24 protein-coding genes, 1 pseudogene and 1 other annotated feature are annotated in these 25,859 nt (G+C 54.5%); of the genes and pseudogenes, 7 read left to right on the forward strand and 18 right to left on the reverse strand.

From position 1 onward, the window contains the following. The first annotated feature begins 142 nt into the window (after window positions 1–142). The 4 genes from ACRCWW_RS04750 to emrD all read left to right on the forward strand — a co-directional run bounded on the left by ACRCWW_RS04750 (window position 143) and on the right by emrD (window position 3,764). Window positions 143–472 carry an RcnB family protein gene (locus ACRCWW_RS04750; RefSeq protein WP_438681381.1) on the forward strand — a complete coding sequence of 110 codons (330 nt, stop codon included), beginning with the start codon at window positions 143–145 and terminating at the stop codon, window positions 470–472. A 254-nt stretch (window positions 473–726) separates the two neighbouring features. Beyond that, window positions 727–1,947, forward strand: coding sequence for an ISL3 family transposase (locus tag ACRCWW_RS04755; protein ID WP_438681382.1), 1,221 nt, complete (start codon window positions 727–729; stop codon window positions 1,945–1,947). Window positions 1,948–2,192: 245 nt separating this feature from the next. Next, entirely contained in the window at window positions 2,193–2,282 is a 90-nt protein-coding gene (tisB, locus tag ACRCWW_RS04760) for a type I toxin-antitoxin system toxin TisB (RefSeq protein ID WP_154161093.1), read from the forward strand. 297 nt (window positions 2,283–2,579) lie between these two features. Continuing rightward, a complete protein-coding gene (gene emrD / locus ACRCWW_RS04765; protein WP_438681383.1) occupies window positions 2,580–3,764 on the forward strand; it encodes a multidrug efflux MFS transporter EmrD in 1,185 nt (394 codons plus the stop codon). A gap of 5 nt (window positions 3,765–3,769) precedes the next feature. Here emrD and ACRCWW_RS04770 read toward each other — a convergent pair whose 3' ends face one another. From ACRCWW_RS04770 to ACRCWW_RS04790, 5 genes are all read right to left on the reverse strand, one after another. Beyond that, window positions 3,770–4,888 (reverse strand): anaerobic sulfatase maturase, encoded by a 1,119-nt coding sequence (locus tag ACRCWW_RS04770; protein WP_438681384.1) that lies wholly within the window; start codon window positions 4,886–4,888, stop codon window positions 3,770–3,772. A 9-nt stretch (window positions 4,889–4,897) separates the two neighbouring features. Further along, the gene (locus tag ACRCWW_RS04775) at window positions 4,898–5,248 is read right to left on the reverse strand and encodes a DUF202 domain-containing protein (RefSeq protein ID WP_438681385.1); all 351 of its coding nucleotides are present in this window, start codon (window positions 5,246–5,248) and stop codon (window positions 4,898–4,900) included. Beyond that, window positions 5,241–5,585, reverse strand: a complete 345-nt coding sequence (locus tag ACRCWW_RS04780) for a YidH family protein (protein ID WP_438681386.1) — start codon at window positions 5,583–5,585, stop codon at window positions 5,241–5,243. The genes ACRCWW_RS04775 and ACRCWW_RS04780 overlap by 8 nt, the downstream gene beginning before the upstream one ends. Window positions 5,586–5,661: 76 nt before the next feature. Further along, window positions 5,662–7,155: a sulfatase-like hydrolase/transferase gene (locus ACRCWW_RS04785; RefSeq protein WP_438681387.1), complete on the reverse strand. Its 1,494-nt coding sequence runs from the start codon at window positions 7,153–7,155 to the stop codon at window positions 5,662–5,664. Continuing rightward, window positions 7,152–8,867 (reverse strand): solute:sodium symporter family transporter, encoded by a 1,716-nt coding sequence (locus ACRCWW_RS04790; RefSeq protein ID WP_438681388.1) that lies wholly within the window; start codon window positions 8,865–8,867, stop codon window positions 7,152–7,154. Before ACRCWW_RS04790 ends, ACRCWW_RS04785 begins: the two co-directional genes overlap by 4 nt. A gap of 82 nt (window positions 8,868–8,949) precedes the next feature. Between ACRCWW_RS04790 and ACRCWW_RS04795 the strand changes: the two genes are divergently transcribed. After that, window positions 8,950–9,810, forward strand: coding sequence for an AraC family transcriptional regulator (locus ACRCWW_RS04795; RefSeq protein WP_438681389.1), 861 nt, complete (start codon window positions 8,950–8,952; stop codon window positions 9,808–9,810). A gap of 20 nt (window positions 9,811–9,830) precedes the next feature. On the opposite strand, the gene ACRCWW_RS04800 is transcribed toward ACRCWW_RS04795, so the two are convergent. The 4 genes from ACRCWW_RS04800 to ibpA all read right to left on the reverse strand — a co-directional run bounded on the left by ACRCWW_RS04800 (window position 9,831) and on the right by ibpA (window position 13,507). Then, window positions 9,831–11,486, reverse strand: a complete 1,656-nt coding sequence (locus ACRCWW_RS04800; RefSeq protein ID WP_438681390.1) for a putative transporter — start codon at window positions 11,484–11,486, stop codon at window positions 9,831–9,833. A gap of 97 nt (window positions 11,487–11,583) precedes the next feature. Then, window positions 11,584–12,411 carry a DNA damage-inducible protein D gene (dinD, locus tag ACRCWW_RS04805; protein WP_438681391.1) on the reverse strand — a complete coding sequence of 276 codons (828 nt, stop codon included), beginning with the start codon at window positions 12,409–12,411 and terminating at the stop codon, window positions 11,584–11,586. A gap of 140 nt (window positions 12,412–12,551) precedes the next feature. Continuing rightward, on the reverse strand, window positions 12,552–12,980 hold the full coding sequence (gene ibpB, locus ACRCWW_RS04810) for a small heat shock chaperone IbpB (protein ID WP_438681392.1): 429 nt from the start codon (window positions 12,978–12,980) through the stop codon (window positions 12,552–12,554). Window positions 12,981–13,093: 113 nt separating this feature from the next. Next, window positions 13,094–13,507, reverse strand: coding sequence for a small heat shock chaperone IbpA (gene ibpA / locus ACRCWW_RS04815; RefSeq protein WP_438681393.1), 414 nt, complete (start codon window positions 13,505–13,507; stop codon window positions 13,094–13,096). Next, window positions 13,501–13,575, reverse strand: a sequence feature (ROSE (Repression Of Heat Shock gene Expression) occurs in the 5'-region of heat shock genes and acts as an RNA thermometer to modulate expression.). It overlaps the preceding gene by 7 nt. Window positions 13,576–13,819: 244 nt before the next feature. On the opposite strand from ibpA, the gene ACRCWW_RS04820 reads away from it, so the two are divergent. Then, on the forward strand, window positions 13,820–14,152 hold the full coding sequence (locus ACRCWW_RS04820; protein WP_438681394.1) for a YceK/YidQ family lipoprotein: 333 nt from the start codon (window positions 13,820–13,822) through the stop codon (window positions 14,150–14,152). A gap of 1 nt (window position 14,153) precedes the next feature. Here ACRCWW_RS04820 and ACRCWW_RS04825 read toward each other — a convergent pair whose 3' ends face one another. The 8 genes and pseudogenes from ACRCWW_RS04825 to ACRCWW_RS04860 all read right to left on the reverse strand — a co-directional run bounded on the left by ACRCWW_RS04825 (window position 14,154) and on the right by ACRCWW_RS04860 (window position 22,355). Beyond that, window positions 14,154–15,377 carry a DUF3748 domain-containing protein gene (locus ACRCWW_RS04825; protein ID WP_438681395.1) on the reverse strand — a complete coding sequence of 408 codons (1,224 nt, stop codon included), beginning with the start codon at window positions 15,375–15,377 and terminating at the stop codon, window positions 14,154–14,156. A 51-nt stretch (window positions 15,378–15,428) separates the two neighbouring features. Beyond that, window positions 15,429–16,764: pseudogene (locus ACRCWW_RS04830) on the reverse strand (MFS transporter). An 84-nt stretch (window positions 16,765–16,848) separates the two neighbouring features. After that, window positions 16,849–17,997: a galactonate dehydratase gene (dgoD, locus tag ACRCWW_RS04835; RefSeq protein WP_438681396.1), complete on the reverse strand. Its 1,149-nt coding sequence runs from the start codon at window positions 17,995–17,997 to the stop codon at window positions 16,849–16,851. Then, the gene (locus ACRCWW_RS04840) at window positions 17,994–18,611 is read right to left on the reverse strand and encodes a 2-dehydro-3-deoxy-6-phosphogalactonate aldolase (protein WP_438681397.1); all 618 of its coding nucleotides are present in this window, start codon (window positions 18,609–18,611) and stop codon (window positions 17,994–17,996) included. The genes dgoD and ACRCWW_RS04840 overlap by 4 nt, the downstream gene beginning before the upstream one ends. Further along, entirely contained in the window at window positions 18,595–19,473 is an 879-nt protein-coding gene (locus ACRCWW_RS04845) for a 2-dehydro-3-deoxygalactonokinase (RefSeq protein ID WP_438681398.1), read from the reverse strand. Before ACRCWW_RS04845 ends, ACRCWW_RS04840 begins: the two co-directional genes overlap by 17 nt. Beyond that, window positions 19,470–20,159: a D-galactonate utilization transcriptional regulator DgoR gene (dgoR, locus tag ACRCWW_RS04850; RefSeq protein WP_438681399.1), complete on the reverse strand. Its 690-nt coding sequence runs from the start codon at window positions 20,157–20,159 to the stop codon at window positions 19,470–19,472. Before dgoR ends, ACRCWW_RS04845 begins: the two co-directional genes overlap by 4 nt. A 246-nt stretch (window positions 20,160–20,405) precedes the next feature. Further along, complete coding sequence (gene yidA, locus ACRCWW_RS04855) at window positions 20,406–21,218, reverse strand: sugar-phosphatase (protein ID WP_438681400.1); 813 nt, start codon at window positions 21,216–21,218, stop codon at window positions 20,406–20,408. 111 nt (window positions 21,219–21,329) lie between these two features. Beyond that, window positions 21,330–22,355 (reverse strand): zinc-dependent alcohol dehydrogenase family protein, encoded by a 1,026-nt coding sequence (locus ACRCWW_RS04860; protein ID WP_438681401.1) that lies wholly within the window; start codon window positions 22,353–22,355, stop codon window positions 21,330–21,332. Between the two features lie 112 nt (window positions 22,356–22,467). On the opposite strand from ACRCWW_RS04860, the gene ACRCWW_RS04865 reads away from it, so the two are divergent. Next, complete coding sequence (locus ACRCWW_RS04865; protein WP_438681402.1) at window positions 22,468–23,379, forward strand: LysR family transcriptional regulator; 912 nt, start codon at window positions 22,468–22,470, stop codon at window positions 23,377–23,379. A gap of 54 nt (window positions 23,380–23,433) precedes the next feature. On the opposite strand, the gene gyrB is transcribed toward ACRCWW_RS04865, so the two are convergent. After that, complete coding sequence (gene gyrB / locus ACRCWW_RS04870; protein ID WP_438681403.1) at window positions 23,434–25,848, reverse strand: DNA topoisomerase (ATP-hydrolyzing) subunit B; 2,415 nt, start codon at window positions 25,846–25,848, stop codon at window positions 23,434–23,436. Between the last annotated feature and the right edge of the window lie 11 nt (window positions 25,849–25,859).

Genomic DNA, 25,859 nt, shown 5'->3' on the forward strand with positions numbered 1-25,859 from the left:
GCGACAAACACGAGCGTATTTCGGGGTTTGCTTACACTTTATTGCTTGCAAGGCACTTGCCAGCAGGCAGTTGCATCAGGAATGATACGGGGCTGCGAATTTTAGTCCCGGCTATCGATTGAAAGACTGTGTGGAGAAGGTAATGCGTAAAACAAAAATGATGCTTCTGGGCGTACTGCTGACGACAGCAGGTGCGGTATCGGCTGCACCCGCAACGGTGTCGACCTCCGGGATCCAGAAATATGAACTGAAAGACTTTATTGCGGATTTCACCCATTTCAACATCGGCGATACCGTGCCAGAAATGTACCGCACGGAAGAGTACAACATTAAACAGTGGCAGTTACGTAACCTGCCAGCCCCTGACGCGGGAAGCCACTGGACGTACATGGGCGGCAACTACGTGCTGATCACCGACGCTGACGGCAAAATCGTTAAAGTCTACGATGGCGAGATTTTCTACCATCGCTAATCGCGCCCACTGTGAGCATCCCCGGTGCTCACAGTCCCCTCCAGAAGATAATGATCGGCTGCTGCACTACCGTTTACCCAGACGCCCTCGCCCATCGCCATACATTCATTTTCATTCCGTTTTGAGATCCTGATTCCGCTATTCCACGTTGCTGTCTCTTCATCATCGTTTACAATGCCTGTATATAAAAGGGTCTTCCCTTGTTATGGTGGCTGGGTGCATGATAACTGTAGTTTTTATCTCCAGAGATCATCATGGACGAGAAGTCACTCTATGCTCACATCCTGAATCTGTCCGCTCCGTGGCAGGTTACATCCCTTTCTCTTGATGAAAACGCTGGCTCTGTCACCGTTGTTGTCGGGATCGCCAAAAATACACAGTTAATCTGCCCGACTTGCGGTCAACCGTGCCCTGTTCACGATCACCGTCATCGTAAATGGCGTCATCTTGATACCTGCCAGTTCATGACAGTTGTTGAGGCGAGTGTTCCCCGGGTCATGTGCCCAGACCATGGATGTCAGACGTTACCCGTTCCGTGGGCCAGACCCGGCAGCCGGTACACGTTGCTGTTCGAGTCATTCGTTCTTTCCTGGCTGAAAATCAGCACGGTTGATGCGGTAAGAAAGCAGCTGAAACTTAGCTGGAATGCGGTTGACGGCATTATGACCCGGGCGGTTAAACGTGGTCTTGCCCGGATAAAAAGACCGCTATCAGCCCGGCATATGAATGTGGACGAAGTTGCATTCAAAAAAGGACACCGGTACATCACCGTGATATCCGACCGTGAGGGTCGCGCGCTGGCGTTAACGGATGATCGGGGAACAGAAAGCCTTGCCAGCTATCTTCGCACTCTCACCAACAGCCAGCTGGAGGCCGTCAAAACGTTCTCAATGGATATGAATGCCGGATATATCAGAGCTGCACGTATCCATCTTCCGGGAGCAGTAGGGAAAATCGCCTTTGACCGCTTCCATGTGGCAAAACAGCTGGGTGAAATCGTTGATAAGACACGGCAGAACGAACATCCCCAACTTCCGGTGGACAGCCGTCGTCAGGCAAAAGGAACCCGCTTCCTGTGGCAATACAGCGAAAAATGGATGACAGAGTCCCGACAGGAAAAACTGACATGGCTGAGAGAGCAGATGCAGCTGACCAGCCAGTGCTGGGTACTGAAAGAACTGGCGAAAGATATCTGGAACCGCCCCTGGAGTGACAAACGCCGCGCAGACTGGCAGCAATGGATAGCGCTGGCGAGAAGTTGCGATGTGCCGGTAATGAGGAACATGGCAGGAACCATAACGAAAAGGCTATACGGAATACTTAACGCAATGCGGTACAGCGTCTCAAATGGAAATGCCGAAGCGCTGAACAGCAAAATAAGGCTGCTAAGGATAAAGGCCAGAGGCTATCGAAACCGGGAGCGATTTAAACTGGGGGTGATGTTCCATTACGGGAAGCTGGATATGACGTTCTGAGCCTCCCACCATGATCGGGGAAGACCCTCATACATACAGTATTTATCTATACTGAGGATGTTCGCAGTGAGCCATAAGGGGGCCGCATGTTTGACCGGCGCGCAAAAGTCCTGGCTGAAACGGGTGGTGCCGTCAGCGCCTTAACCCCCAGGAGAGCACACTGTGTTACGTCAACAACACGGCTGATGACAGGCAGCGGAAAGGTAAGTCAGTCGGCAGTTCTCCTTGAACCACAGGAGAAACGTATGGGTGGACTGGAACTGGTTTTGCTTGTCCTGAAACTCATGGTTGCGTTGCTGCAACTGCTTGATGCCGTCCTGAAAACCTTCCGGTAATCAGGTTCAAGCCGTACCGAAGAGGGGCGGGCAACCGCCCCTCTTTCACCCCTTTTATCGCCCGGTGGCAGCAACGCTTTATCGGGCCTGCCGCGCACCTGTGCCAGGTGATGTTGATACGCACGCTCTGGCAACATTAGTTGCCGATAATCGTTTACGAAATCTGCCTGAATGCTCTGATTCAATCTCTCCCCTATGGTTGTTCTGTCACGCTACTGTGGTAGATTCCTCCCGCATTTGGCGAATTAGCCAGTCACATATTCTTTAATTCAAACCATTAACAACAAATTCATCGAGATGAAAAGGCATAAGAACGTCAGTCTGTTGTTGATGCTCGTCCTGCTGGTCGCGGTCGGGCAGATGGCACAAACCATTTATATTCCGGCCATTGCGAACATGGCGCGTGAATTGAACGTGCGCGAAGGTGCCGTTCAGAGCGTGATGGCGGCTTACCTGCTGACCTACGGGGTGTCTCAACTGTTCTACGGCCCTCTGTCTGATCGCATTGGCCGCCGTCCGGTCATCCTCGCCGGGATGACCATTTTTATGGTCGCAACGCTTTTGGCGATCGCCACCAACAGCTTGCCAGTGCTGATATTCGCCAGCGCGCTTCAGGGTATGGGCACCGGCGTGGGTGGCGTGATGGCCCGTACGCTGCCGCGCGACCTGTATGAAGGCACGCAGCTTCGTCATGCCAACAGCTTGTTGAACATGGGTATTCTGGTGAGTCCGCTGCTGGCACCGCTGATTGGCGGGATGCTTGATACGTTGTGGAACTGGCGCGCCTGTTACGGTTTCCTGCTGATTTTATGCGTTATTGTCACCTTCAGTATGGCGCGCTGGATGCCGGAAACTCGCCCCCAAAATGCACCACCGACTCGCCTGATAACCAGCTACAAAACGCTGTTTGGCAACGGTGCCTTCAATTGCTATCTGCTGATGCTGATTGGTGGTCTGGCGGGTATCGCGGTGTTTGAAGCCAGTTCCGGCGTGTTGCTCGGTGCAGGGCTTGGCCTGAGCAGCATGGTGGTTAGCGTCCTGTTTATTCTGCCTATTCCGGCGGCGTTTTTTGGGGCGTGGTTTGCTGGCCGCCAGAACAAACGCTTTTCCAGCCTGATGTGGCAGTCGGTGATTAGCTGCCTGCTGGCGGGGCTGATGATGTGGATCCCAGGCCTGCTTGGGGTGATGAACGTCTGGACGCTACTGGTGCCTGCCGCGCTGTTTTTCTTCGGTGCAGGCATGCTGTTCCCCCTCGCGACCAGTGGCGCGATGGAGCCGTTCCCCTTCCTCGCCGGAACGGCTGGCGCACTGGTTGGCGGTCTGCAAAACATCGGTTCCGGCGTGCTGGCATGGCTTTCCGCAATGCTGCCACAACATGGGCAAAGCAGCCTGGGTCTGCTGATGACGCTGATGGGCTTGCTGATTTTGCTGTGCTGGCTGCCGCTGGCTTCACGCTTTAATCAGCATCAGCAACCCATCTGACCGCCCTACATTTGCTGGCGCAGCATCACCATCAATTCCATCGGTGAGCGGCGCTGGCGAATCAGGTCTCGCATCACTTTCATATGCGGTGCGGTGTACCCGAAAAACGCACGATACCCTTCACACAAAGCGCTTTTACCACTGGCATCCCGATGTTTTGGACAATCGCCATTGCATAATTTCAGGACAGAACACGATTGACACTCTTCCGCCAGCGATGACTTTTTGAATTGCCCAAAGGAGCGAGCTTCTTCGCTATCACTCAATTCGCTTAGCGTGGTCTTATGCAGGTTGCCGAGGCGAAAAGACGGGTAAACGTAGTGATCGCACTGGTAGAGGTCGCCGTTGCTTTCAAGAGCGAACGCGTGGCCGCAGGTTTCACTGAGCGAACACATCTGCGAGGAAAACCCGTTCCAGACGCCCAGCGTGGAGTCAAACAGCTGCACGAACACTCGGCCCACATCTTCCCGCACCCAGATATCAAAGACCGCACACAAAAAATCGCCCCAGGCTTTTGCCGGAACAGAATACTCATCAGGCTGATGATCGTTCATCTCCAGCAGCGGAATAAACTGCAAATAGGGGGTGCCTAATCCTCGCAGATAGCGATACAAAGCATGCGGATGCTGGCTATTGTGGCGATTGACGACCACCAGCAGGTTAAATTCGACGCCATGGGATTTCAGCGCGTCGATTGCCCGCAGCACCTTGTGGTGCGTGGGATTGCCGCTGCGGCTCACCCGGTGCACGTCATGCAGCTCCGGCGGCCCGTCGATGGAGATCCCCACCAGCCAGCCCTGCTCCCTGAAAAAGCGGCACCATTCGTCGGTGATTAATATCCCGTTAGTCTGGAACGAGTTGTAGATACGCTTCCCTTGCGCATACTGCTGTTGAAGCGCGACTACCCGTCTGAAGAAATCCAGTCCACAAAGCGTCGGTTCGCCGCCCTGCCAGGCAAACTGCACCTCGTCCCCAGGCTGGGCTTCAATGTGCTGGCAAATGAAGGCAGTGAGCGTGTCATCGCTCATCACAGGCTGTTGAGGTTTATCGAGATAAAAACAGTAGCGGCAGTTGAGGTTACATCGTGAGCTGCCCGGTTTGGCCATGACGTGACATCCTGTCATTTCAGTCCCTTAGATAATCATTATGAGTTGCTGTAAGTGGGTTATAGCAAACAGCAAAGCCAGGGCCAGCACCGCGAGCGCGATCATAAATTTGTCACGCACCGTCTGACTTTGAGAGAAATCCGGGACCGCGACATCCATCAGGTTGCGCCTGCGGGTGTAGGTCCAGAGAATAAATCCCACCACCATCAGCACGGCAACAGACAGCCAGAACGGTGTGCCTGCGCGGTGCCAGTTATGCTTGAGGGCCAGCGCCATCAGCGCACCGTAGCCGAGCAGGGTGCGAAACCAGGCCAGCGAAGTGCGCTCGGGCTGTAGCCCGGGATCGCTTTCGCGACGTGCACGGGGATTCTCAGGCATAGAACACCAGCATCACCACCACCGCGGCCACCGCCAGAAGCGCCACGCTGATAATCAGTAAACCGCGGGTGTAGGGTAAATCCTGCTTCAGACGCATCGCCTTTTCGTTGTTCAGCCAGCGCAGATAGCCGTAAATGGCCAACCCTCCGGCAAACAGGCACAACAACAGCGCCAGTAACTCGCGAATCAACGGGGTCGCGAAATCGGGAGCCAGTTGATCAAGCCCGACACCCGCAGCCAGAAAGCCCAATGCCGTACGAATCCAGGCCAAAAAAGTGCGCTCGTTAGCCAGTGAAAAACGGTAATCAGGCGCTTCACCCAGGCGGGATATTTTCATTGCGGCTCCTTGTGGTGTTCCTTGAATTCAGCGCTGCAGTTTCCCCCTCTCCCAAAGGGAGAGGGGAAATGCCATCTCAAAACTTCTGCTTCTTCTCCTCAACCTTAACACCCTGCGTCGGCAGGCCTGTGTCGTAATCACGCACGACCGGTGAGTAGCCGTCTTCCGGGCGTGGGCGGAAGGCTCCCATCCAGCGGGGTTGGGCATTTTTACGCCACGGACGCAGGCTCCATTGATAAGTACGGAACGGATCGCGGATTTTGTCCATGTAATCCAGGAGGTTGTCGTGCAGATGATTACGAATGCCTGAGAACTCCTCGACCAGAATCAGGTTGTTCAGTTCGTCCGGGTCGTTAAGCCGATCGTAGAGCTCATCGCTGGTAAACAGATTAAGCACCAGCTTCCAGCGCGCTTCCACCCAGCAGCGCACTGGAATGAAGCCGCCAAAACTGTCGTGTTCAATCTCGTAGCGGTTGAATTCTACCATCACGCCGCGATCGGCTTTCGCCTCAAGGATATTCTCGCCGGGCAGGATGTCAGGCTGATGAATTTCTGCCAGCGCCATCATTGTCGGCAGCAAATCGATATGGCTGACGGGCGTTTCAACCTGTGCAGGAATCCCTTTCGGCGGGCGCATAATCAGCGGGATGCGCGTGATGTCGTCATACATCGCCGCGCCTTTGCTGATAAGACGATGTGCCCCCATCATCTCGCCGTGATCGGAGGTGTAAATCACCCACGTGTTGTCTTTTTGCCCGGGCGTCAGCGCGTTTATCACTCGCCCAATCTGGTCGTCGACAAAATCATTGCAGGCGAAATACATCGGGTGATGGTAGCGGGCATCTTCGCCTACGGGCGATGGCATCGCCTGCGCCCACAGTCGGTGGTGCTCGGGTTTTCCTTCGAGGTTATCGCGCCCCTTTTCCCCCAGTTCGTAGTAGAAGTCCTGATACTTCTCGACATACTCCACCGGGCAGGTAAACGGGTGGTGCGGTTCATCGTAGGACACGACCATCAGGAAGGGCTCATCCTGACGTTCCGGTTTGCCCAGAAAGTCTATCGCCCGGTTGCTGATCCTGTGTGCCCAGGTAAACGTTTCGTCTATCTGATTTTCCTGCAACTCTTCCACGCTGTTCAGCCCGTTGCGCCACAGGCTGATTTGCTCTTCACTGAGCTCCGCCAGGTAGTTGGCGCCGTCAAACCAGTACTCCGCATCCCACTCCGGCGGGCACACCCCGGTGCCGAAATAGTCATGCCCGTCGAGATGCCATTTGCCGATATAGCAGGTGTGATAGCCCGCATCCTGGAAGTAGCGCCCCATGGTGGAGATGTTCTTCCCCGGCGCGACGTTGTTGGTCCACGGCCCGGACTGACTGGCATAAATCCCGGTAAACAGCCCGGCGCGCGCGGGGGTGCAGACCGGCGAGCAGGTGTAGGCTGAGTTAAAACGAATGCCTTCCTCCGCCAGCTTGTCGATGTGGTTGGTGTTTAACGACTGACCGCTGTAGCACCCGACCATGTTGGTGGCCTGGGTGTCGGTCATGATGAACAGAAAATTAGGGCGGCTCATGACTTTTCCTTAATGTCTGAAACGAAAACGGCAGGTTCCGCGCGGCGCGCTTGCCAGCGTGAATATACAAGGTACAGCACCACGGCGGCGGTGATGCCGTAGCTCAGAATCGTCAGCCACTGCACCTGATAGCCACCGAACTGGGCGAGGCCGGAGTAGACCCCAACCATCGCAAACAGAATGCCGACGGAAGCGATTTTGGCGTTCTTCCAGGGGGCCATATCCACCGCAAACGCATCGTGGAATGTGAACGGCGTGGCGCGCGGTTTGATAAAACCAATCACCAGCATCACCACCACGTTGATGCAGAAGGTGCAGGCCAGCACGTAGAGAAAATGGATATCGAATTTCACCAGATAATTGATGGTGATGTAGCTGCAAATGCCGAGGAACATCGCCACTTTCGCCGCCAGCGCCGGAATGCGAGGGAAGAAAAAGCCCATGATGATGATGGTCACCAGCGGCACGTTGTAGATGCCGTTCAACTGCTTCATCCAGCTGTACAAGCCCTGGGGGGCATTAGCTATCCACGGAGCGACCAAAATGGAGATAACGGCGATGAACAGGCCGAATTTACGCCCCACGCGAACCAACTGGTCAGGCTGCGCGTTCTCATTAAGAATGCGGCGATAAATTCCCATGCTGAACAGCGTACTGGCGCTGTTGAGGAAGCCGTTGAAGGTACTGATCACCGCCCCAAACAGCACCGCGCCAAAAAAGCCAACCAACGGCAAAGGTAACACTTTGCTCACCAGAGCCGGATAGGCCATATCCGCACTCGGCAAATCCTGGAACAGGTGGAATGCAATCAAGCCAGGCAGCACCAGGATCAGCGGGTCGAGCATTTTCAGCACTGCCGTCAGCAATGCCCCTTTCTGCCCTTCAGCCAGGCTTTTTGACGCCAGCGTGCGTTGAACAATGCCCTGGTTGGTACACCAGTAAAAAGTGTTCACCAGAATCAGCCCGGTAAACGCCGCGCCAATCGGCAAAGGATCGTTACTGCCACCAATGGAATTCAGCTTTTCCGCATGCACCGTCGTGAGCACTTCCAGCCCTTGCAGAAAGCTGCCGCTCCCCATCACCACCAGACCGGAAACAGGTACCATCAGCCCGCCAATCACCAGCCCAATGCCGTTAATCGAATCGGCTATTGCCATGGCGCGCATACCTCCAACTACCGCATAGAGTATCCCGGCGAACCCCAGCAGGATAACCAACAGCCAGATAGCAGCCCCTTGCGAAATGCCCAGAGAGTCGCCCACGTGGAACAGGCTGTTGAGCGCCAGGGCGCCAGAGTAAAGGACAATGGGCAGGAAGCAGATACCGGTCGCAATCAGGAAACAGAAGTCGATGATGATGCGCGTGGTCTTGTCATAACGCTCTTCAAGAAAATCCGGGATGGTGGCGATGCCGCGTTGCAGGTAACGGGGCAGGAAAATCAGCGCCAGAAAAATCAGCGTCACCGCCGACGTTACTTCCCAGCCCATCACTGACATGCCGCTGCGGTAAGCCTGGCCGGATAATCCCACCAGCTGTTCGGTAGAAAGGTTGGTCAGCATCAGCGACGCCGCAATCACCGGCGCTTTTAATGAGCGTCCGGCCAGAAAATAGCCCTGCTGCGAAGCCGTATCCTGTTTCCGCACTTTCCACCAGGTAATCATGGCAACCAGTAAGGTAAATGCTATAAAGCTCACAATCTGTTGAATGTTCATCTTGCAGCCCTTAGAGATTTATTATGTGAGAGTTACGATCCCATTATGTATTGGGCTGATAATTGATTGTCGGTGGAATAAAATGAATGGAAAAAGCCTTATTTCGCATGTAAAAAACGAAACCACTTACAATATTCCGCTGGTTCTTGATGAAAATGTGATATCCAGCGGAATTTCATTAATATCTCTGTGGCACACGCTGGCAGATGAAAGCTATCAGGTCATCTGGCCGCGCGATAAGAGAAAGCCGCTCATTCCCAACTCCTGGGTCGCAATCTACACGCTACAAGGGTGCGGCAAGCTGCAACTGCGGGATGGCAGGGCTATTACGCTCAATGGTAACAGCATCATTTTTCTCAAGCCGATGGATATTCAGTCCTACCATTGTGCTGGCTTACTGTGGGAACAATACTGGATGGAGTTTGTCCCCACCAGCATCATGGAAATTCCGCTATTACAAACGGGTATAATTTATAACGGCGAAATATTTAATCAGGAATTAGCCGAAGTGGCTGCTTTGATAACAGAACGAGATCCTCTGAAAAACAATCTGGCGGTCGCGTTTTTAACAAAAATGATTTATCAGTGGATTTGTCTTATTTCAGAGAATGGCAAAAAAGATGCGTTGCTTATTCAGATTGAGAAATTACTGTCATTTTTGCATAGCGATTTACAGAGAAACTGGAGCGTTAAAGACATGGCCCAGAAAATGCAGTGCAGTGAGCAGTATTTACGCCGCCTTTTTTTACGCTATACCGGGAAAACGCCAAAAGAGTACTACCTTGATGCCCGGTTAGATCTGGCGCACTCTCTGTTAAAACAGGAAGGGCAAACGGTCGGTAACGTCGCAGAAATGCTGAACTTTTTTGACTCGTTTCACTTCAGCAAGGCGTTTAAACGTAAGTTTGGGATTCCGCCCTCAAGCCTGCAAAAGGGGGCATAATCGCCCCCTTTCAACAGCCTTTATACCCAAAACAGAACGACAAGAAGCTGTGGCGTGATGATACGCAGGAACATCACGAGCGGATAAACCGTGGCGTAAGAGAGCGCCGCAGCGCCACTGGTGGCGTGTAAATTGTTGGCGAAGGCCAGAGCAGGGGGATCGGTCATCGACCCGGCCAGCATGCCGCAAATCGTCAGGTAGTTCATTTTGGCAAACAGCCTTGCGAGGATGCCGACCGTCAGCAGTGGAACGGCTGTGATAAAGATCCCGTAGCCAACCCAACTTAGCCCGTCGCCCTCAGTGAGGGTACTGACAAAATCCCCACCGGACTTCAGCCCAACCACCGCCAGAAACAGCACAATTCCCAGTTCTCGCAGTGCCAGGTTCGCACTTGGTGGCATAAACCAGTAAAGCTTGCCGATGCTGCCGATTCGCCCGAGGATCAGCGCCATAATCAGCGGGCCGCCCGCCAGCCCCAGCTTGAGCGCGACAGGAAAACCCGGAATAAACAGCGGCACAGATCCCAGCAGCACACCAAGCCCGATGCCGATGAACACAGGTAGCATCTGCACCTGCTGTAATTTCTGCTGCGCGTTGCCGACTTCTGCCGCCACCGCATCAATGGAGGCCTGACGCCCCACCAGATTGAGGATGTCGCCAAACTGCAGGCTGGCATTGCTGCTGGCCACCAGTTCAACCCCGGCACGATTGAGGCGCGAGATCACCACGTCATAACGCTGTTTGAAGTGCAAATCGCGGATTTTCTTGCCGAGCACTTTTTCGTTGGTGACGACGACACGTTCCACGCGCAGATCGGTGCCACGCGTCGAGAGCGAAGTTTCCACCTCTTTGCCCATCACCAGTTGAGCGTTGTGCAAGTCTTCCGGCAGCCCGACCAGATGCAGCAAATCGCCGGCCTGGATGAGAGTGCCTGGCGAGGGCACCATCAGCATGTCGTCTCGCTTAAGACGCGAGCAGATAATTTTATCGCTGTTGAGGATGGGCACATCCTGAATGGCCAGGTTATGCAGATTGGGGTTTTCGATACGAATATTGATGGTGCGCAGCAGAGAATGTCCGCTCCCGGTTTGTGCATCAAACTGCTGCGCCTCTTTTTCAACCTGCACGCGGAAGAACAGCCTGACCAGCCACATGGTCAACAGAATGCCGCAAATCCCGAACGGATAGGCCATGGCGTAGCTCATGCCCATCTGATCAACAATGTCTATTGGCACGCCGAGATCGCGCAAAATCTGCTGCCCGGCGCCTAGAGCTGGCGTATTCGTCACCGCGCCAGAGAAAATACCCAGCATCACCGGTAACGGGATGGCGAAAACCTTATGCAGCAACGCTGTCACTACGCCGCCAAGCAGCACTATCAGAATGGCGAAAAGATTGAGACGCAAACCCGAGACGCGAAGTGAAGCAAAAAAGCCCGGCCCCACCTGAATACCAATGGTGTAAACGAACAGGATCAGGCCAAATTCCTGAATAAAATGCAGTATCGGGCTACTGAGCACGATCCCTGCCTGCTCAACAAAATGGCCCACGAGAATGCCGCCAAACAGTACGCCTCCGATGCCAAACCCCACGCCGCGGATTTTGATGTTACCGATCCACAACCCAACCACCGCCACCAGCGCCAGTACGCTGACGGTTAATGCTATCTCACTCATACTTTTTTCCCTGTGAATAACATTACTGATGAAAGGGATTCTGGCAGAGCGCGCGCTGGTTGTATGCGTGCTCACGCACAGTTAGCGCGCTCGCGGGTTAGCCTGGTTCATTTTTGAGCTTTGCCTTTTCGGCTTCCAGCTGCTTGATACTTTTATCAGGCGAAGGCAGGTTTTCCGGCATCGTCCCGCCCAGCTCCACAATCGTTTGCCGGACTTTTTTGCCGACCTCATAATGCGTTTGGTTGGCCTGCTGCTTAAGACAAACATCATCTCGCCGTAGTTTCTCCTCCGTTTGCGTTGCCCGGAAGAGATTGGCAGCAAGTTCTGTCGAACCCATATGGTCGAGTATTTTCTGGTTTTTCTTTAGCTGCTTACGTTCATGGATCGCTCGCTGATCGAGCCCGCCGTAAAGCCCTTTGTAGCCATGATTCTGGAAGATGGCGAAATCGAGCGTCGTTTCTACGCCAGCCTGACGAGCCGTCATGACGAGGTGTTTGTTGTGTTCTTTAAGCTCATTACGCAGAAACAGCCTCTTCTCATCTTCGCGCAAATTTTTAAATCGCTCATCGTCCGCCAGCTCCTGCCTGCGAGTCTGTATGGCGAAATACGTTTGCCCGGCCGCTATCACCGGTTTAGAGGGGTCTCCGTTCTGGACGACGAGATAGCAGGCGTAGCGGGAAAGTTTGAGATCTTTCAGTTCGCGGTCAGCCCCGGAACCTATTCTGACCATGGCGAGGATCTCCTCGAAATGGTCCTTCGGCAATTGCCCACTTTTGCTACATGCCTCTATGGCTTTATCAACGACGGGGCGAAAGTGACGATACTCTGAGTACTCAAGTATTTTGGCCAAATCCCGCGCGGACCAAAACTCTATTCCATCGCTGCCGGTATGTTTAATCGCTTCAAACGGTTGATATTGATTCATGAGTCCCTTTCCTTGAGTGAAAAATAACCACCAAAAGAAAAGGGTTTAAACTGAAAACAATGATGCAGCAAGGCGAATTTATGGCCGATTACGCACAAAAAAGCCCCGCAAAAGCGAGGCTTAGAAAAATAACGTCAGACTTAGCTATTTAACGCCGGGCGTTCGCTGATGGCGATACGCTGCGGGGCGATGGCTTCTGGCTCGTTACGGGTCAGGTCGATATGCAGCAACCCGTTGGTGAAGGTTGCGCCCGTCACTTCCATATGTTCGGCGAGGGTAAAGCTCAGGGTAAACGGTTGAGTGACCAGGCCCTGATGCAGCCATTTCGTTTCGGTTTCCGGTTTCACCGGCGTGCCTTTTACGCTTAAGCGTGTCCCTTCAAGCTGCACATCCAAATCTTCCTGACGGAAGCCAGCCAGTGCCAGCGTGATGCGATAGTGGTTATCGTCGCTCTTTTCGATGTTATAGGGCGGGAACCCTTGGGTTTCGCTGGTATTGAGCATCGCGTTGGCCAGTTTGTCGAAGCCAATCCACTGACGCAGCATCGGGGTTAAATCGTAATTACGCATGGTGTTTCTCCTTCTGAGAAGCGAGTCTGGCCCTGCGAGTGTTCACTCACAACGGCTCCCTGTCGGCAAGCCTGGGCGGTTAAGTTCAGGCGGCGCAAACCACCTGCGATGAATTAGTTAATTTCGATTCGACGCGGTTTGTTCGCTTCCGGAATGAAGCGTTCCAGGTCGATATAGAGCAAGCCGTTCACCAGGTTTGCGCCTTTAATCTGAATATTTTCGGCCAACTGGAATTTACGCTCGAAGTTACGTTCGGCGATGCCCTGATAGAGGTAAGTGCGCTCTTTTAGCTCGGTCGGGTGGGAACCTTTCACCACCAGCAGATTGTCCTGAGCGGTGATTTCCAGCTCGCTCTCGGCAAACCCTGCCACAGCGATAGCAATGCGGTAGTTATTTTCGTCCACCAGCTCAACGTTATACGGAGGGTAGCCGCCGTTGCTTTGGCTCTGGTTATTTTCGAGCAGGTTGAACAGACGATCAAAACCAATGGCAGAACGGTACAGCGGGGAAAGATCGAAGTTACGCATACTTAAAAGCTCCTGAAATCAGCGAGAATTTACTGACCTTCCACAATGGACAGGTCGTTATCACCCCGAACACCCATCAGGCGTGTTCGTTATCGGGTCACACTCTTTAAGTGGGTTCAGAGGAACATTTATCAAGGGCAGGAGTCTTACTTTTTTTGCACTTTTCCGCACAGGGCATAGACTGGAGTACGGCACAGGATGTGAAAGTGCGACAAGCGCCACAGAGCGCTGTTTCCGGACTATTTATTTTTTCAGCGGGCCGTTATAACCCGACAAGAGAGGCACCTCGCGTGCCGACAATGATGATAACGCATGATGAAAAATACGCTTTTGATACCTGTTTTTTGTTCAGGGATGATATTGCTGGTGGGGTGCTCCAGCGTGATGTCGCATACCGGCGGCAAAGAGGGGACTTATCCTGGCACCCGTGCCAGCGCTGAGATGATGGGCGATGACGACACCAACTGGGGCACCAAAACGCTGGTCGCTCTGGATATGCCGTTCACCGCCGTGGCGGACACGTTACTGCTGCCGTGGGATTTATTCCGCAAAGATAACTCGGTGAGATCCCGCGTTGAAAAGAGTGAGAAAGAAAATCAGGCCATGAATTCCGTTATCCCACCTGCCGCCATGCCCTCGAACTAATTTATCCGGCGAATTCTGCGACCCATAGCTGACGATAGCCATGGGTTTCCTGCATCCAGGCAATCCATTGTCCATCCGGAGAAAACACCACCGCATCCCCGGAAGGCGGATTTTCATGATCGGCCGTCAAAAAGCGACACTCCCCACTTTGGACATCACAGACTGCAATGCGATTTTCCAGCACAAAGCCCAGCGAGTTTCCGGAAGGATGCCAGTTAAACGCTGACTGAATACCGCTGCATGCCGTTAACTGCCGTAGTCCGCTTCCGTCTGGTGAAATAAGCCAGAGCTGTACCGCACCTGCCTCATCCCGCATCAGAAACGCAATGCTGTCGCCCTGCGGATTGCAACGAACCCAATGTCGCGGCACGTTCACCAGCCCAGGAAAGGTGTTCTCATGAGTGAATGTCAGACGACGTTGGACCACGCCCCCAGGCGGCGCTGGCAGGGTGATTTCTGTTCCACACAGTGGCGCTTCCCCTGCCCGTTTCCAGCCTGCTTCGTCCTCCGGCAAGGCGACAATAAACAACTCCGGGACTTTCTCGCCGCTTTTCGACAGGGTATCGCCGATAAAAGCCAGATGGGTATTGCCGACCCAACCTTCTTCATAGGCACGAGAGATCTCATCACTGCCCGGCTGTGGCGAAGCGGTTGTCTGGCTGACTAACACACTCCAGTGACTTCCTGCATATTCACGTGGATGCTGCCCGGCAGGCGTCACCGGGCCATACGGCACCGCTACGCCGACATTGCGTAAATCCAGTGTGGGGTCGTATTCATGCAACACGTGGTCGTTGTAGGTAAAGCTGACCGCTTCGCCATTTGGGCTATAAACGTGAACGTGGCTGCCACCACGCAATGCGCCTGGTGTGAAGGGCGGGGTGATATCCATGGCATCCAGATTGCGGGTTTCCCCGGCGCAGGTCACGACACCACGGCGGTGGTGGAAGTCATATTGCCAGCCTGAATCCGGATGTTCCGGCCCGTGAATAAATACATAGCGTTCTTCATCAGGATGCACCGTGACAACGCCAACGTGAGCGCCGTCGGTTGCCCGGTAAATCACTTCAGTCTCGCCAGTTTGAACATTCACACGTTCGATGGTTTCCCCGGTAAACGAGGCGCCGGAAGGGCGAACGTCAAACACCAGCCATTGGCTGTCTGGTGTCCAGGTTTGGGTATTGGTAAGCTGATGGTGGCGGGAGGCAAAAGTGATTTGTTTCATGGGGGTACCCTGATGCGCAGTTATCGCATCAGGGTAGCGTAAGGCAGGAAATTAGCCTACTCGTTTAACGTCCCCGACCAGCAGAATGTAGGAGAGTGCGCCAACCAGCGTGATGGCTGAGATGTACGTCAGAGCCGGAGCAAAACCGTGCGCCTGCGCCAGATAACCAATCACCAGTGGAACCGTGATGCCACCCAGGCCGCCTGCAAAGTTAAACACGCCGCCCGTCAGGCCAATCAGACGCATTGGCGCCAGGGAAGACACCAGTGACCAGGTGATGGACGCGAAACCGTTACCAAAGAACGCGACCGCCATCAGCACCGTGATCCACACCGGGTCGTTGGTGTAGTTTGCGCCCATGATGCAGGTGGAGATCAGCAGACCGCAGATAATCGGCAGCTTACGGGAGAAGCCGATCGAGTAGCCTTTACGCACCAGCTTATCGGCAATCCAGCCAGAAAGCAGCACACCAACGAACGCCGCCAGGAACGGAACCGTGGTCATAAAGCCCGCTTTCAGTGCCGTGACGCCTTTTTCCTGAGTCAGGTAGTTAGGGAACCAGGTCAGGAAGAACCACAGGGTCGATGCAATCGCGAACTGGCCGAGATACACACCAATCAGTTTGCGATGGAACACCAGTTTCCAGTCCGCTTTGGTCAGTGGCGTACGCACTTTGTTTTCAATCTGCGCGTCGCCATCAACCAGACCGCCGCCTTGCTCGATGTAGTCCAGCTCAGCTTGAGTGATGCCTTTGGTTTTACGCGGTGACTGATACACCTTGTGCCAGACCAGCGCCCAAATGATGCCGATACCGCCGGTGATGATGAAGACCCAATGCCAGCTCAGCACTTCCTGGATCCAGATAAGCATCGGCGTCAGGAACGCCAGGCCCACAAACTGACCAGAGGTGTAGAAGCCCACTGCGGAAGCACGTTCCTGCTCCGGGAACCAGCTGGTCACCATACGGTTGTTGGTTGGGAAAGCCGGTGCTTCAAATACGCCGGTGATGGCACGCAGGCCAATCAGCGACAGCAGCCCGGTAGCAAAACCCTGTAACAGGGTCGCGACAGACCAGCCGAAAATGGCGATGAAATAAGTGGTGCGAGAGCCCAAACGGTCCAGAACACGGCCACCCGGGATCTGGCAAATGGTGTACATCCACGCAAACGCCGAGAAGATATACCCCATTTCGGTTTTGGAAATGCCGAACTCTTCCTGAATATGCGCGGAAGCGACGGCGAGGTTAGCACGGTCAACGTAACAGATAACCACGGTAATAAAGATCATCAGCAGCGTCAGGTAACGACGACGTCCAGTTTTTGCAGTAGTCACAGAAATATCCATTAATCTGTCTCCAGATTTTGGGCATAGCGCGGCCTGGCACCATGCCCTGTTATTATACAGAGGGTGTGTTTTATCGTTAAAATTAACGCCCGGCGGCGCTGTGCTTGCCGGGCCTACAAAGTGGGAATTACCACTCGGCTACGCTGCCATCGGCATAACGCCACAACGGGTTGCGCCAGTCCGGGGCCTGTTTGCTCATTTCGATGACTTTCTCTTCGTCAATCTCCACGCCAAGACCCGGCTTCATCAGCGGTTTGAAGTAACCGCCTTCCATGTTGAAGTCTTCTTTGTTCTTCACAAAATCCAGCAGTTCCGCGCCCTTGTTGTAGTGAATGCCCATACTCTGCTCTTGCAGAACGGCATTACGGGAAACAAAGTCGAGGTGCAAACAGGCCGCCAGCGCAATCGGCCCCAGTGGGCAATGTGGCGCCAGAGACACGTCATACGCTTCAGCCATTGCGGCAATTTTGTAGCATTCGGTGATACCGCCCGCATGGGAGAGATCCGGCTGAAGAATGGCCAGACCGCCCGCTTCCAGCACACGCTTGAACTCAAAGCGAGAGAACATGCGCTCACCGGCGGCAATCGGAATATGGGTCTGCTCGGCCAGCTTCGGATAGTATTCCGCCTGCTCAGCCAGAACCGGTTCTTCGATAAACAGTGGACGATACGGTTCGAGCTCTTTGATCAGCACTTTCGCCATTGGCGCGCTGACGCGACCATGGAAGTCGAGACCAAATTCGATCTCGTTGCCGAAGGCTTCACGGATTTGCGCTACGGTGTTGACTGCGGCGTCGACGCTGCGCGAGCTGTCAATAATGCCCATCTCTTCGCAGCCGTTCAGTTTGAAGGTATCGAAGCCGATGCCACGCAGCGTTTTAATGCCGCTGATCACGTCCGCAGGACGATCGCCCCCGACCCAGCTGTAGGCTTTAATTTTGTCGCGAACCAGGCCGCCCATCAGCTGCCATACAGGCGCGCCAAGGACTTTGCCTTTGATATCCCACAGCGCCTGATCGATACCGGCAATGGCGCTCATCAGGATCGGACCACCGCGATAGAAACCACCGCGATACATCACCTGCCACAGGTCGTTGATACGCGCCGGATCCTGACCAATCAGGTATTCACTTAGCTCATGCACAGCGGCTTCTACGGTGCGCGCCTTGCCTTCAATGACAGGTTCACCCCAGCCGACAACGCCTTCATCGGTTTCGATTTTCAGGAACATCCAGCGCGGCGGAAGGCGGTAGGTTGTGATGTTGGTAATTTTCATTGTGCGGCCTCCTGCCAGGCTTTCACAAAGGCAGCAGCCTGTTCAGCCGTGCGCTCAACGCTCTGACCTGCCCGGTATAAATCGCTCCCCAGACCCGCGCCTGAGCAGCCTGCGTTCAGCCACACATCCAGGTTTTCAGGCGTGACGCCCCCCACCGCAAAGACCGGTACGTCTTTTGGCAGCACAGCTTTCAGCGCTTTGATGTAATCAGGGCCAAAGGCGGAAGAGGGGAAGATTTTCAGCGTTTGCGCGCCAGCTTCCAGCGCCGCAAAGGCTTCTGTTGCGGTGGCACAGCCAGCACACACGGTCATGCCGTGAGAAACCGCGCGACGAATAACGTCCGGATTGGTGTTCGGTGTCACCACCAGTTTGCTGCCCATCGCGGCGAGCGCATCCACTTGTTCAGTTTTCAGCACAGTGCCTGCGCCGATAAGGGCTTTGTCACCAAATTCACGGACCATCGCCGCAATGCTGATTTCCCACTGTGGGGAATTCAGTGGAATTTCGACCGCGTCGAAACCGGCGTCCAGAATGGCGGCAACGTGGTCACGTGCCTCTTCGGGTTTGATGCCGCGTAAAATAGCGATCAGCGGAAGTTTAGTTTGCCACTGCATGGGCGATGCTCCTTATACCTGCCTGGAATGCCGTGTCGCCGGAAACCATCGTCGAACGACGGCCAACAGCGCTCAGGGCCTGCTGATAGCGTTCGGCGAGGGAATGTCCTGCGACGATAGTGATCTCCTGTTCACCGGGGAAGCGCTCGCACATATTGGCGACTTCCGCGCCGATCAACAGGCCGGATAAAAACTCACTCACGTGTTCGCGCGGTAAATTCCCCAGAACGTGGGAGGCGCGAATTTCGAATAATTGCGGCAACAGAGCAGGCTCGGAGAGTCCTTTTTCCAGACCGGAAGCAAACGCAGCAGGCGAGGTTTCCTGCTCCGGCAGGCCTGCGCCCACCAGCGAATGGCGCAGCAGCAAATGGTGCAGCTCGCCCGTCATCACAGTCCGGAAATCAAAGACTTGTTGGTTATCTGCCAGCACCCATTTGCAGTGGGTGCCCGGCATCACATACAAAGGCGCAGGCGCAAGATGACGAGCACCCAGTAACTGAGTCTCCTCACCGCGCATCACGTTATGGTTATCATCCCGCGAGACAGAAAGCCCTGGAATGATCCACACCTTGTCGGCAACGGTCGTTAACTGCTGGCCAATTGCCGAGAAATGCACGGGAACAGGCAGATAAGGCGCGATTTTCCAGCCAACATTACTGCCGACCATGCCCGCCATTACTACGGGCGTATTGTCTTCACGCCAGCCTGCCGTTATTTCCGCTAACACCGCTTCAGGGGAACGCCCGTTGAGTCGGGTCGCTCCGGCTTCAGATTGCCGATTTTCCAGACACTCGTCGCCCTGGTAATGCCAGGCGCGCAGGTTGGTCGATCCCCAGTCGATTGCGATGTAGCGTGATGTCATGTGCTTTCCTTTAACCTTCTTGTCGAGCTGGCGATCATCGTGAGCGCCGCCTGCTCTGCTGCTTTGCTATCCTGATGCCGGATGGCATCGAATAGCGCTTTGTGCTCCTGAAGGGTGTTCGGCATATTGGCCTCATCGCCCATCCAGGTGCGTTCAAAAACGGCTCGCTGAAGCGAGCTTATCGCCACGCTGAGTTGCTGCAGCACCGGGTTGTGCACCGATGCCAGCACCGCTTCGTGATAGCGGATATCCGCTTCGTTAAACGCATCCCTGTCCTGATTGTTGGCAATCATGTCATTCAGCGCGGCTTCGATTTGCGCCAGATCGCTGGAGCTGGCACGCTCCGCAGCCCAGCGAGCAATCGCGGGCTCCACCAGATTTCGCACTTCACTCATCGCCAGGATCAGCTGCGGGTCGTACTCGTTTTCCAGCACCCACTGCAATACCTCGGTATCGAGGAAATTCCACTGGTTGCGCGGGGCAACAAACGCGCCGCGGTAGCGCTTCATTTCAATGAGCCGCTTTGCCATCAGGGAGCGGAACACTTCGCGAATGATGTTGCGTGAGGTTTCGAACTCCTCGCAGAGATCGGCTTCCGCTGGCAGCGCCGCACCCGGCACATATTTCCCGCTCACAATCTGTTGCCCCAGGGCAATGATGATGCGGTCAGTTTTGGTAATGGTCATAACGCGTCCTTTTGCGATTTCACTGCCATTACTTTACTGCCTGCGGCGGGTTTTTCCTCATTTTTGCAGTACAAACATCAGTGCTCATTACGTATCAATGTGCAAATCGTAGTACAAACAACATGTGTTGTACTACAATTTAGATCACAAAAACGACAATACATAATTAAACTTTGCTGAAGCGGGGAGCACAGGCAATAAAAAAGCCCGCGCTAAAAGCAACGGGCTTGTTTTCAGAAGAAGGGATTAATTGAGGACAAATTTCTCGATCGCGTGGGCAACACCGTCTTCCAGGTTAGATTTGGTGACGAAGTTGGCGACTTCTTTCACCGACGGGATCGCGTTTTCCATCGCGACGCCCATCCCCGCGAATTCGATCATCGCGATGTCATTTTCCTGGTCGCCAAGGGTCATGATCTCTTCTGGCTGGATACCGAGCGCGTCCGCCAGAGATTTCACACCCGTCCCTTTATTCACGCGTTTATCGAGGATTTCGAGGAAGTACGGCGCACTTTTCAGCACGGTGTACTTCTCTTTCACTTCTGCCGGAATGCGGGCAATCGCCTGGTCCAGAATAGCCGGTTCGTCGATCATCATCACTTTCAGCAACTGGATATCACGCGCCATGTTCTCCGCTTCGCAGAACACCAGTGGGATGGTGGCAACAAAAGACTCATGCACGGTGTAGTAACTGATATCGCGGTTGGCAGTGTAGAGCGTGTTGCGATCCAGCGCGTGGAAATGCGAACCCACTTCACGGGAAAGTTGTTCCAGATAGCGATAGTCATCATAACTCAGCGCCGTTTGCGCCACCGTGCTGCCATCGCTGGCCTTCTGTACCAGCGCACCGTTGTAGGTGATGCAGTAGTCACCTTCCTGCTCCATATGCAGCTCTTTCAGGTAGCTGTGAACACCCGCATACGGACGACCGGTACAAAGCACCACTTTGACGCCGCGCTCACGCGCTGCCGCAATGGCCTGTTTGACCGCAGGAGAGATGGTGTGGTCCGGCAGTAGCAATGTTCCGTCCATGTCGATTGCAATGAGTTTGATAGCCATAAGGTCCCCGGGATAAATGAGTTCTTACTCATGCTAACGCGATTTAGCCGACAAAAATAGAGCTACCTTTCGCGGCAAAAACGTCCCTTTTACCCTCACCCGGGGGGAAACTCACTCGCGGGTGAGGACGATTTTGCCGAATGCTCCGCGATCAAGATGCTCAAGCGCCTGCGGAAGTTGGTCAAAACGGTAACGATGCTCAATCACGGGTTTCAGCCCGGTCGCATCGACAGCGCGAACAAAGTCTTCCAGCGCGCGACGATGGCCAACGCCAATCCCCTGAATCACGGGTGATTTCAGCAACAGCTCGCCTGCTGGCAGTGATATTTCGCTCCCTTCCAGCACGCCAATGACGGAGATGCGTCCGTGAACGGCGACGGCGCGCAGTGAACGTCGGAGATTTTCACCGCCTGCCGTTTCAATAATATGATCGATGCCCCGGTCGTGAGTCAGGTCGTAGAGTGTTTCAACCCAGTCACCTTGCAGGCGATTGATACCGTGATCGGCGCCAAACGCTTTAGCACGCGCCAGTTTTTCGTCGCTGCCCGACGTCACAAAGACTTCCGCCCCGTGTGCTTTTGCAATCTGCAAGGCAAACATGGCTACGCCACCGGTGCCCTGAACCAGTACCGACTGGCCTGCTTTGACACCGCCGCGTTCGACTAAGGCAAACCATGCGGTAAGCCCTGCACAAGGCAATGTGCTGGCCTGACTGTCATCCAGCGAGTCCGGTGAGGACACCAGCCAATCCTCCTTCACCACCACATATTCCGCCAACATGCCCTGGAAGTAGCCGCCGTGCGTGCGGTATGGCAGGTTCCGCGCATCGCCTTTCGGCTTGCCATCCACCCACTCCGGCGAAAAAGTAGAGATCACGCGCGCACCAGGAGCAAACCGTGTGACGCCTTCGCCAATGCTTTCTACTACGCCAGCCATGTCAGAAGCTGGCGTAAACGGGAAGGCGAGCCCAATCGGCATGCTGCCTTCAATCACCATTTTGTCGCGATAGTTCAGCGAGACTGCGTTCACCCGAACGCGCACTTCCCCAGGGCCGGGCTGGGGTATCGGCTCTTTAATCAGAGTGAGGTTTTCACGCCCGAGGGCACTCATGGTCCAGCGTTGCATCAAATCGGTCATCATCTTTCTCCGGTTCATCAAGTGTCTTTGCAGTACACAGAGTCTAGCGTTGACGATTCATCCCCGGTGGCGATAAGTTGTCCCTTAATTGAAGCCTGAATGGATACAATCCATGACCGATAACCTGAAGGATATTCCCGTTTTCGTCGCAGCCGTTGAGGCAGGAAGCTTTGCTCAGGCAGCAACCCGGCTGCATTTATCACGTTCAGCTGTGGGGAAAAGTATTGCCCGCCTGGAAGCGCGGCTGGGCGTTCGTCTTTTTCAGCGAACAACCCGCTGTCAGAGCCTGACCGATAATGGCGCACTTTTTTATGAGCGCTGCCAGCGTGCGCTGGAGGAGATCCGCAGCGCAGAATCGCTGCTGGAAACGGGTAAACATCAGGTGAGAGGCCGCCTGCGCATCTCTTTGCCGGTGTTATTTGGTCGCCAGTGCGTCGCGCCTTTATTGGTTGAGCTTGCGCAGGAGCATCCCGGCCTTGAGCTTGAAATGTCCTTCAGCGACCGCGTGGTGGACATCGTGGAGGAAGGGTTTGATATGGCCGTGCGCAATGGTGCACTGCCGGACAATTCATTGCTGGTTGCCAGACGGCTGGGTGAACACCGCATGGTGCTGTGCGCTTCACCCGACTATTTACGCAGAAAAGGCACTCCCGAAACGGTCGCTGAATTACGCCAGCATACCGCTATCAACTATCAGCGAGCGGGTAAAGTGTTGCCCTGGCAGCTCGCCGATAACGAAGGCCGTCCGCACACCTTTATTCCGGCTTCCTCTCTCAATATGGATGATTTACAGGTCATCGCAGATACGTCCTTAGCCGGATTCGGGCTGGCATGGCTGCCCTGCTGGATGGTGAGAAAAGAGATTCAGGAAGGAAAGCTTACGCCACTCCTCAAGCAGGCACCGGATGTACGGTTCGACGTTCAGGCTGTGTGGCAGCAGACGCCGCACTTGCCGCTGAAGGTAAGAGTTGTCGTCGACAGGTTAGTGAGCCACTTGCCCTCTGTTATGTCGGTAGACGTGTAGATCAAAAAAGCCGCGCAGAAGCGCGGCTTTTTAATACGGCACCGTAAACGACCGTCAGATATCGATGTTCGCCGCTTTCAGGGCGTTCTCTTCGATAAACGCACGACGCGGTTCAACCGCGTCCCCCATCAGGGTGGTGAACAGCTGATCGGCGGCGATAGCATCTTTCACCGTGACGCGCAGCATACGGCGGCTTTCTGGATCCATAGTGGTTTCCCACAGCTGATCCGGGTTCATTTCGCCCAGACCTTTATAACGCTGGATGGACAGGCCACGACGCGACTCTTTCACCAGCCACTCCAGCGCCTGCTCGAAGCTGGCCACTGGCTGACGGCGTTCGCCACGTTCGATGAAGGCATCGTCTTCAATCAGACCGCGCAGCTTCTCGCCGAGCGTGCAGATGCGACGATATTCGCCACCGGTAATGAACTCCTGATCCAGCGGATAGTCGGTATCCACTCCGTGGGTACGCACGCGAATGATCGGCTCGAACAGGCCCAGTTCTTTGTTCTCACGAATATCGAATTTCCACATGCTGCCATGCTGTTCGTTTTCGTTGAGCTCGGTCACCAGCTGGTTTACCCAGCGAGTGACGGTCTGTTCGTTGCTGAGGTCTGTTTCAGCCAGCGTCGGCTGATAAACCAGCTCTTTGAGCAGCGTGCGCGGGAAGCGACGCTCCATACGGCCAATCATCTTCTGAGTCGCGTTGAATTCAGCCACCAGTTTTTCCAGCGCTTCACCTGCCAGTGCCGGAGCGTTGCTGTTGGTGTGCAAGGTCGCGCCATCAAGGGCGATAGCGATTTGATACTGATCCATCGCTTCGTCGTCTTTGATGTACTGTTCCTGCTTGCCCTTCTTCACTTTGTACAGCGGCGGCTGAGCAATGTAGACGTGACCACGTTCCACGATTTCCGGCATCTGACGGTAGAAGAAGGTCAACAGCAGGGTACGAATGTGTGAGCCGTCGACGTCCGCATCGGTCATGATGATGATGCTGTGATAACGCAGTTTATCCGGGTTGTACTCGTCGCGACCGATGCCGCAGCCGAGGGCGGTAATCAGCATCGCCACTTCCTGAGAAGAGAGCATCTTGTCGAAGCGCGCTTTCTCAACGTTGAGGATTTTACCCTTCAGCGGAAGGATCGCCTGGTTCTTACGGTTACGGCCCTGCTTCGCAGAACCGCCCGCTGAGTCGCCTTCCACGAGGTACAGTTCGGACAGCGCCGGGTCACGTTCCTGACAGTCCGCCAGTTTGCCTGGCAGGCCAGCCAAATCCAGTGCGCCTTTACGACGAGTCATTTCACGGGCTTTACGCGCCGCTTCGCGAGCACGCGCCGCATCGATAATTTTGCCGACTACGATTTTCGCATCAGACGGGTTTTCCAGCAGGTATTCGGCCAGCAGTTCGTTCATCTGCTGCTCAACCGCGGATTTCACCTCAGAGGACACCAGTTTGTCTTTGGTCTGTGAGGAGAATTTCGGATCTGGCACCTTCACGGAAACCACGGCAATCAGGCCTTCACGGGCATCGTCACCGGTGGCGCTGACTTTGGCTTTTTTGCTGTAGCCTTCTTTGTCCATGTAGGCGTTCAGGGTACGGGTCATCGCCGCACGGAAGCCTGCCAGGTGCGTACCACCGTCACGCTGTGGAATGTTGTTGGTGAAGCAGTAGATGTTTTCCTGGAAACCGTCGTTCCACTGCAGCGCCACTTCCACGCCGATACCGTCTTTCTCTGTAGAGAAATAGAAGATGTTCGGGTGAATCGGGGTTTTGTTTTTATTCAGGTATTCCACGAACGCTTTGATGCCGCCTTCGTAGTGGAAATGGTCTTCTTTGTTGTCGCGTTTATCGCGAAGACGGATAGACACGCCGGAGTTCAGGAACGACAGCTCGCGCAGACGCTTTGCCAGAATGTCGTATTCGAACTCAATCACGTTGGTGAAGGTTTCATAGCTTGGCCAGAAACGGACCTGAGTCCCGGTCGCTTCGGTTTCACCGGTCACGGCCAGCGGAGCCTGCGGCACGCCGTGCACGTAAATCTGCTGGTGAACTTTACCTTCGCGGCGAATCACCAGTTCCAGCTTCTGCGACAGGGCGTTTACCACAGAAACACCTACACCGTGCAAACCACCGGACACTTTATAGGAGTTATCATCGAATTTACCGCCTGCGTGCAGAACGGTCATGATTACTTCCGCAGCAGAGACGCCTTCTTCCGGGTGAATGCCGGTTGGAATGCCACGGCCATCATCCGTTACGGAGACAGAGTTATCGGAGTGGATCGTCACCACGATGTCTTTACAGTGACCCGCGAGCGCTTCGTCGATAGCGTTATCCACAACCTCGAATACCATGTGGTGCAGACCGGTGCCGTCATCCGTGTCGCCGATATACATACCCGGGCGCTTACGCACCGCATCCAGCCCTTTCAGGACTTTGATACTGGAGGAGTCATAAGAATTCGACATCAACGTTTCTC

It is taken from the genome of Scandinavium sp., from assembly GCF_051650185.1.
Taxonomy (GTDB): Bacteria; Pseudomonadota; Gammaproteobacteria; order Enterobacterales; family Enterobacteriaceae; genus Scandinavium.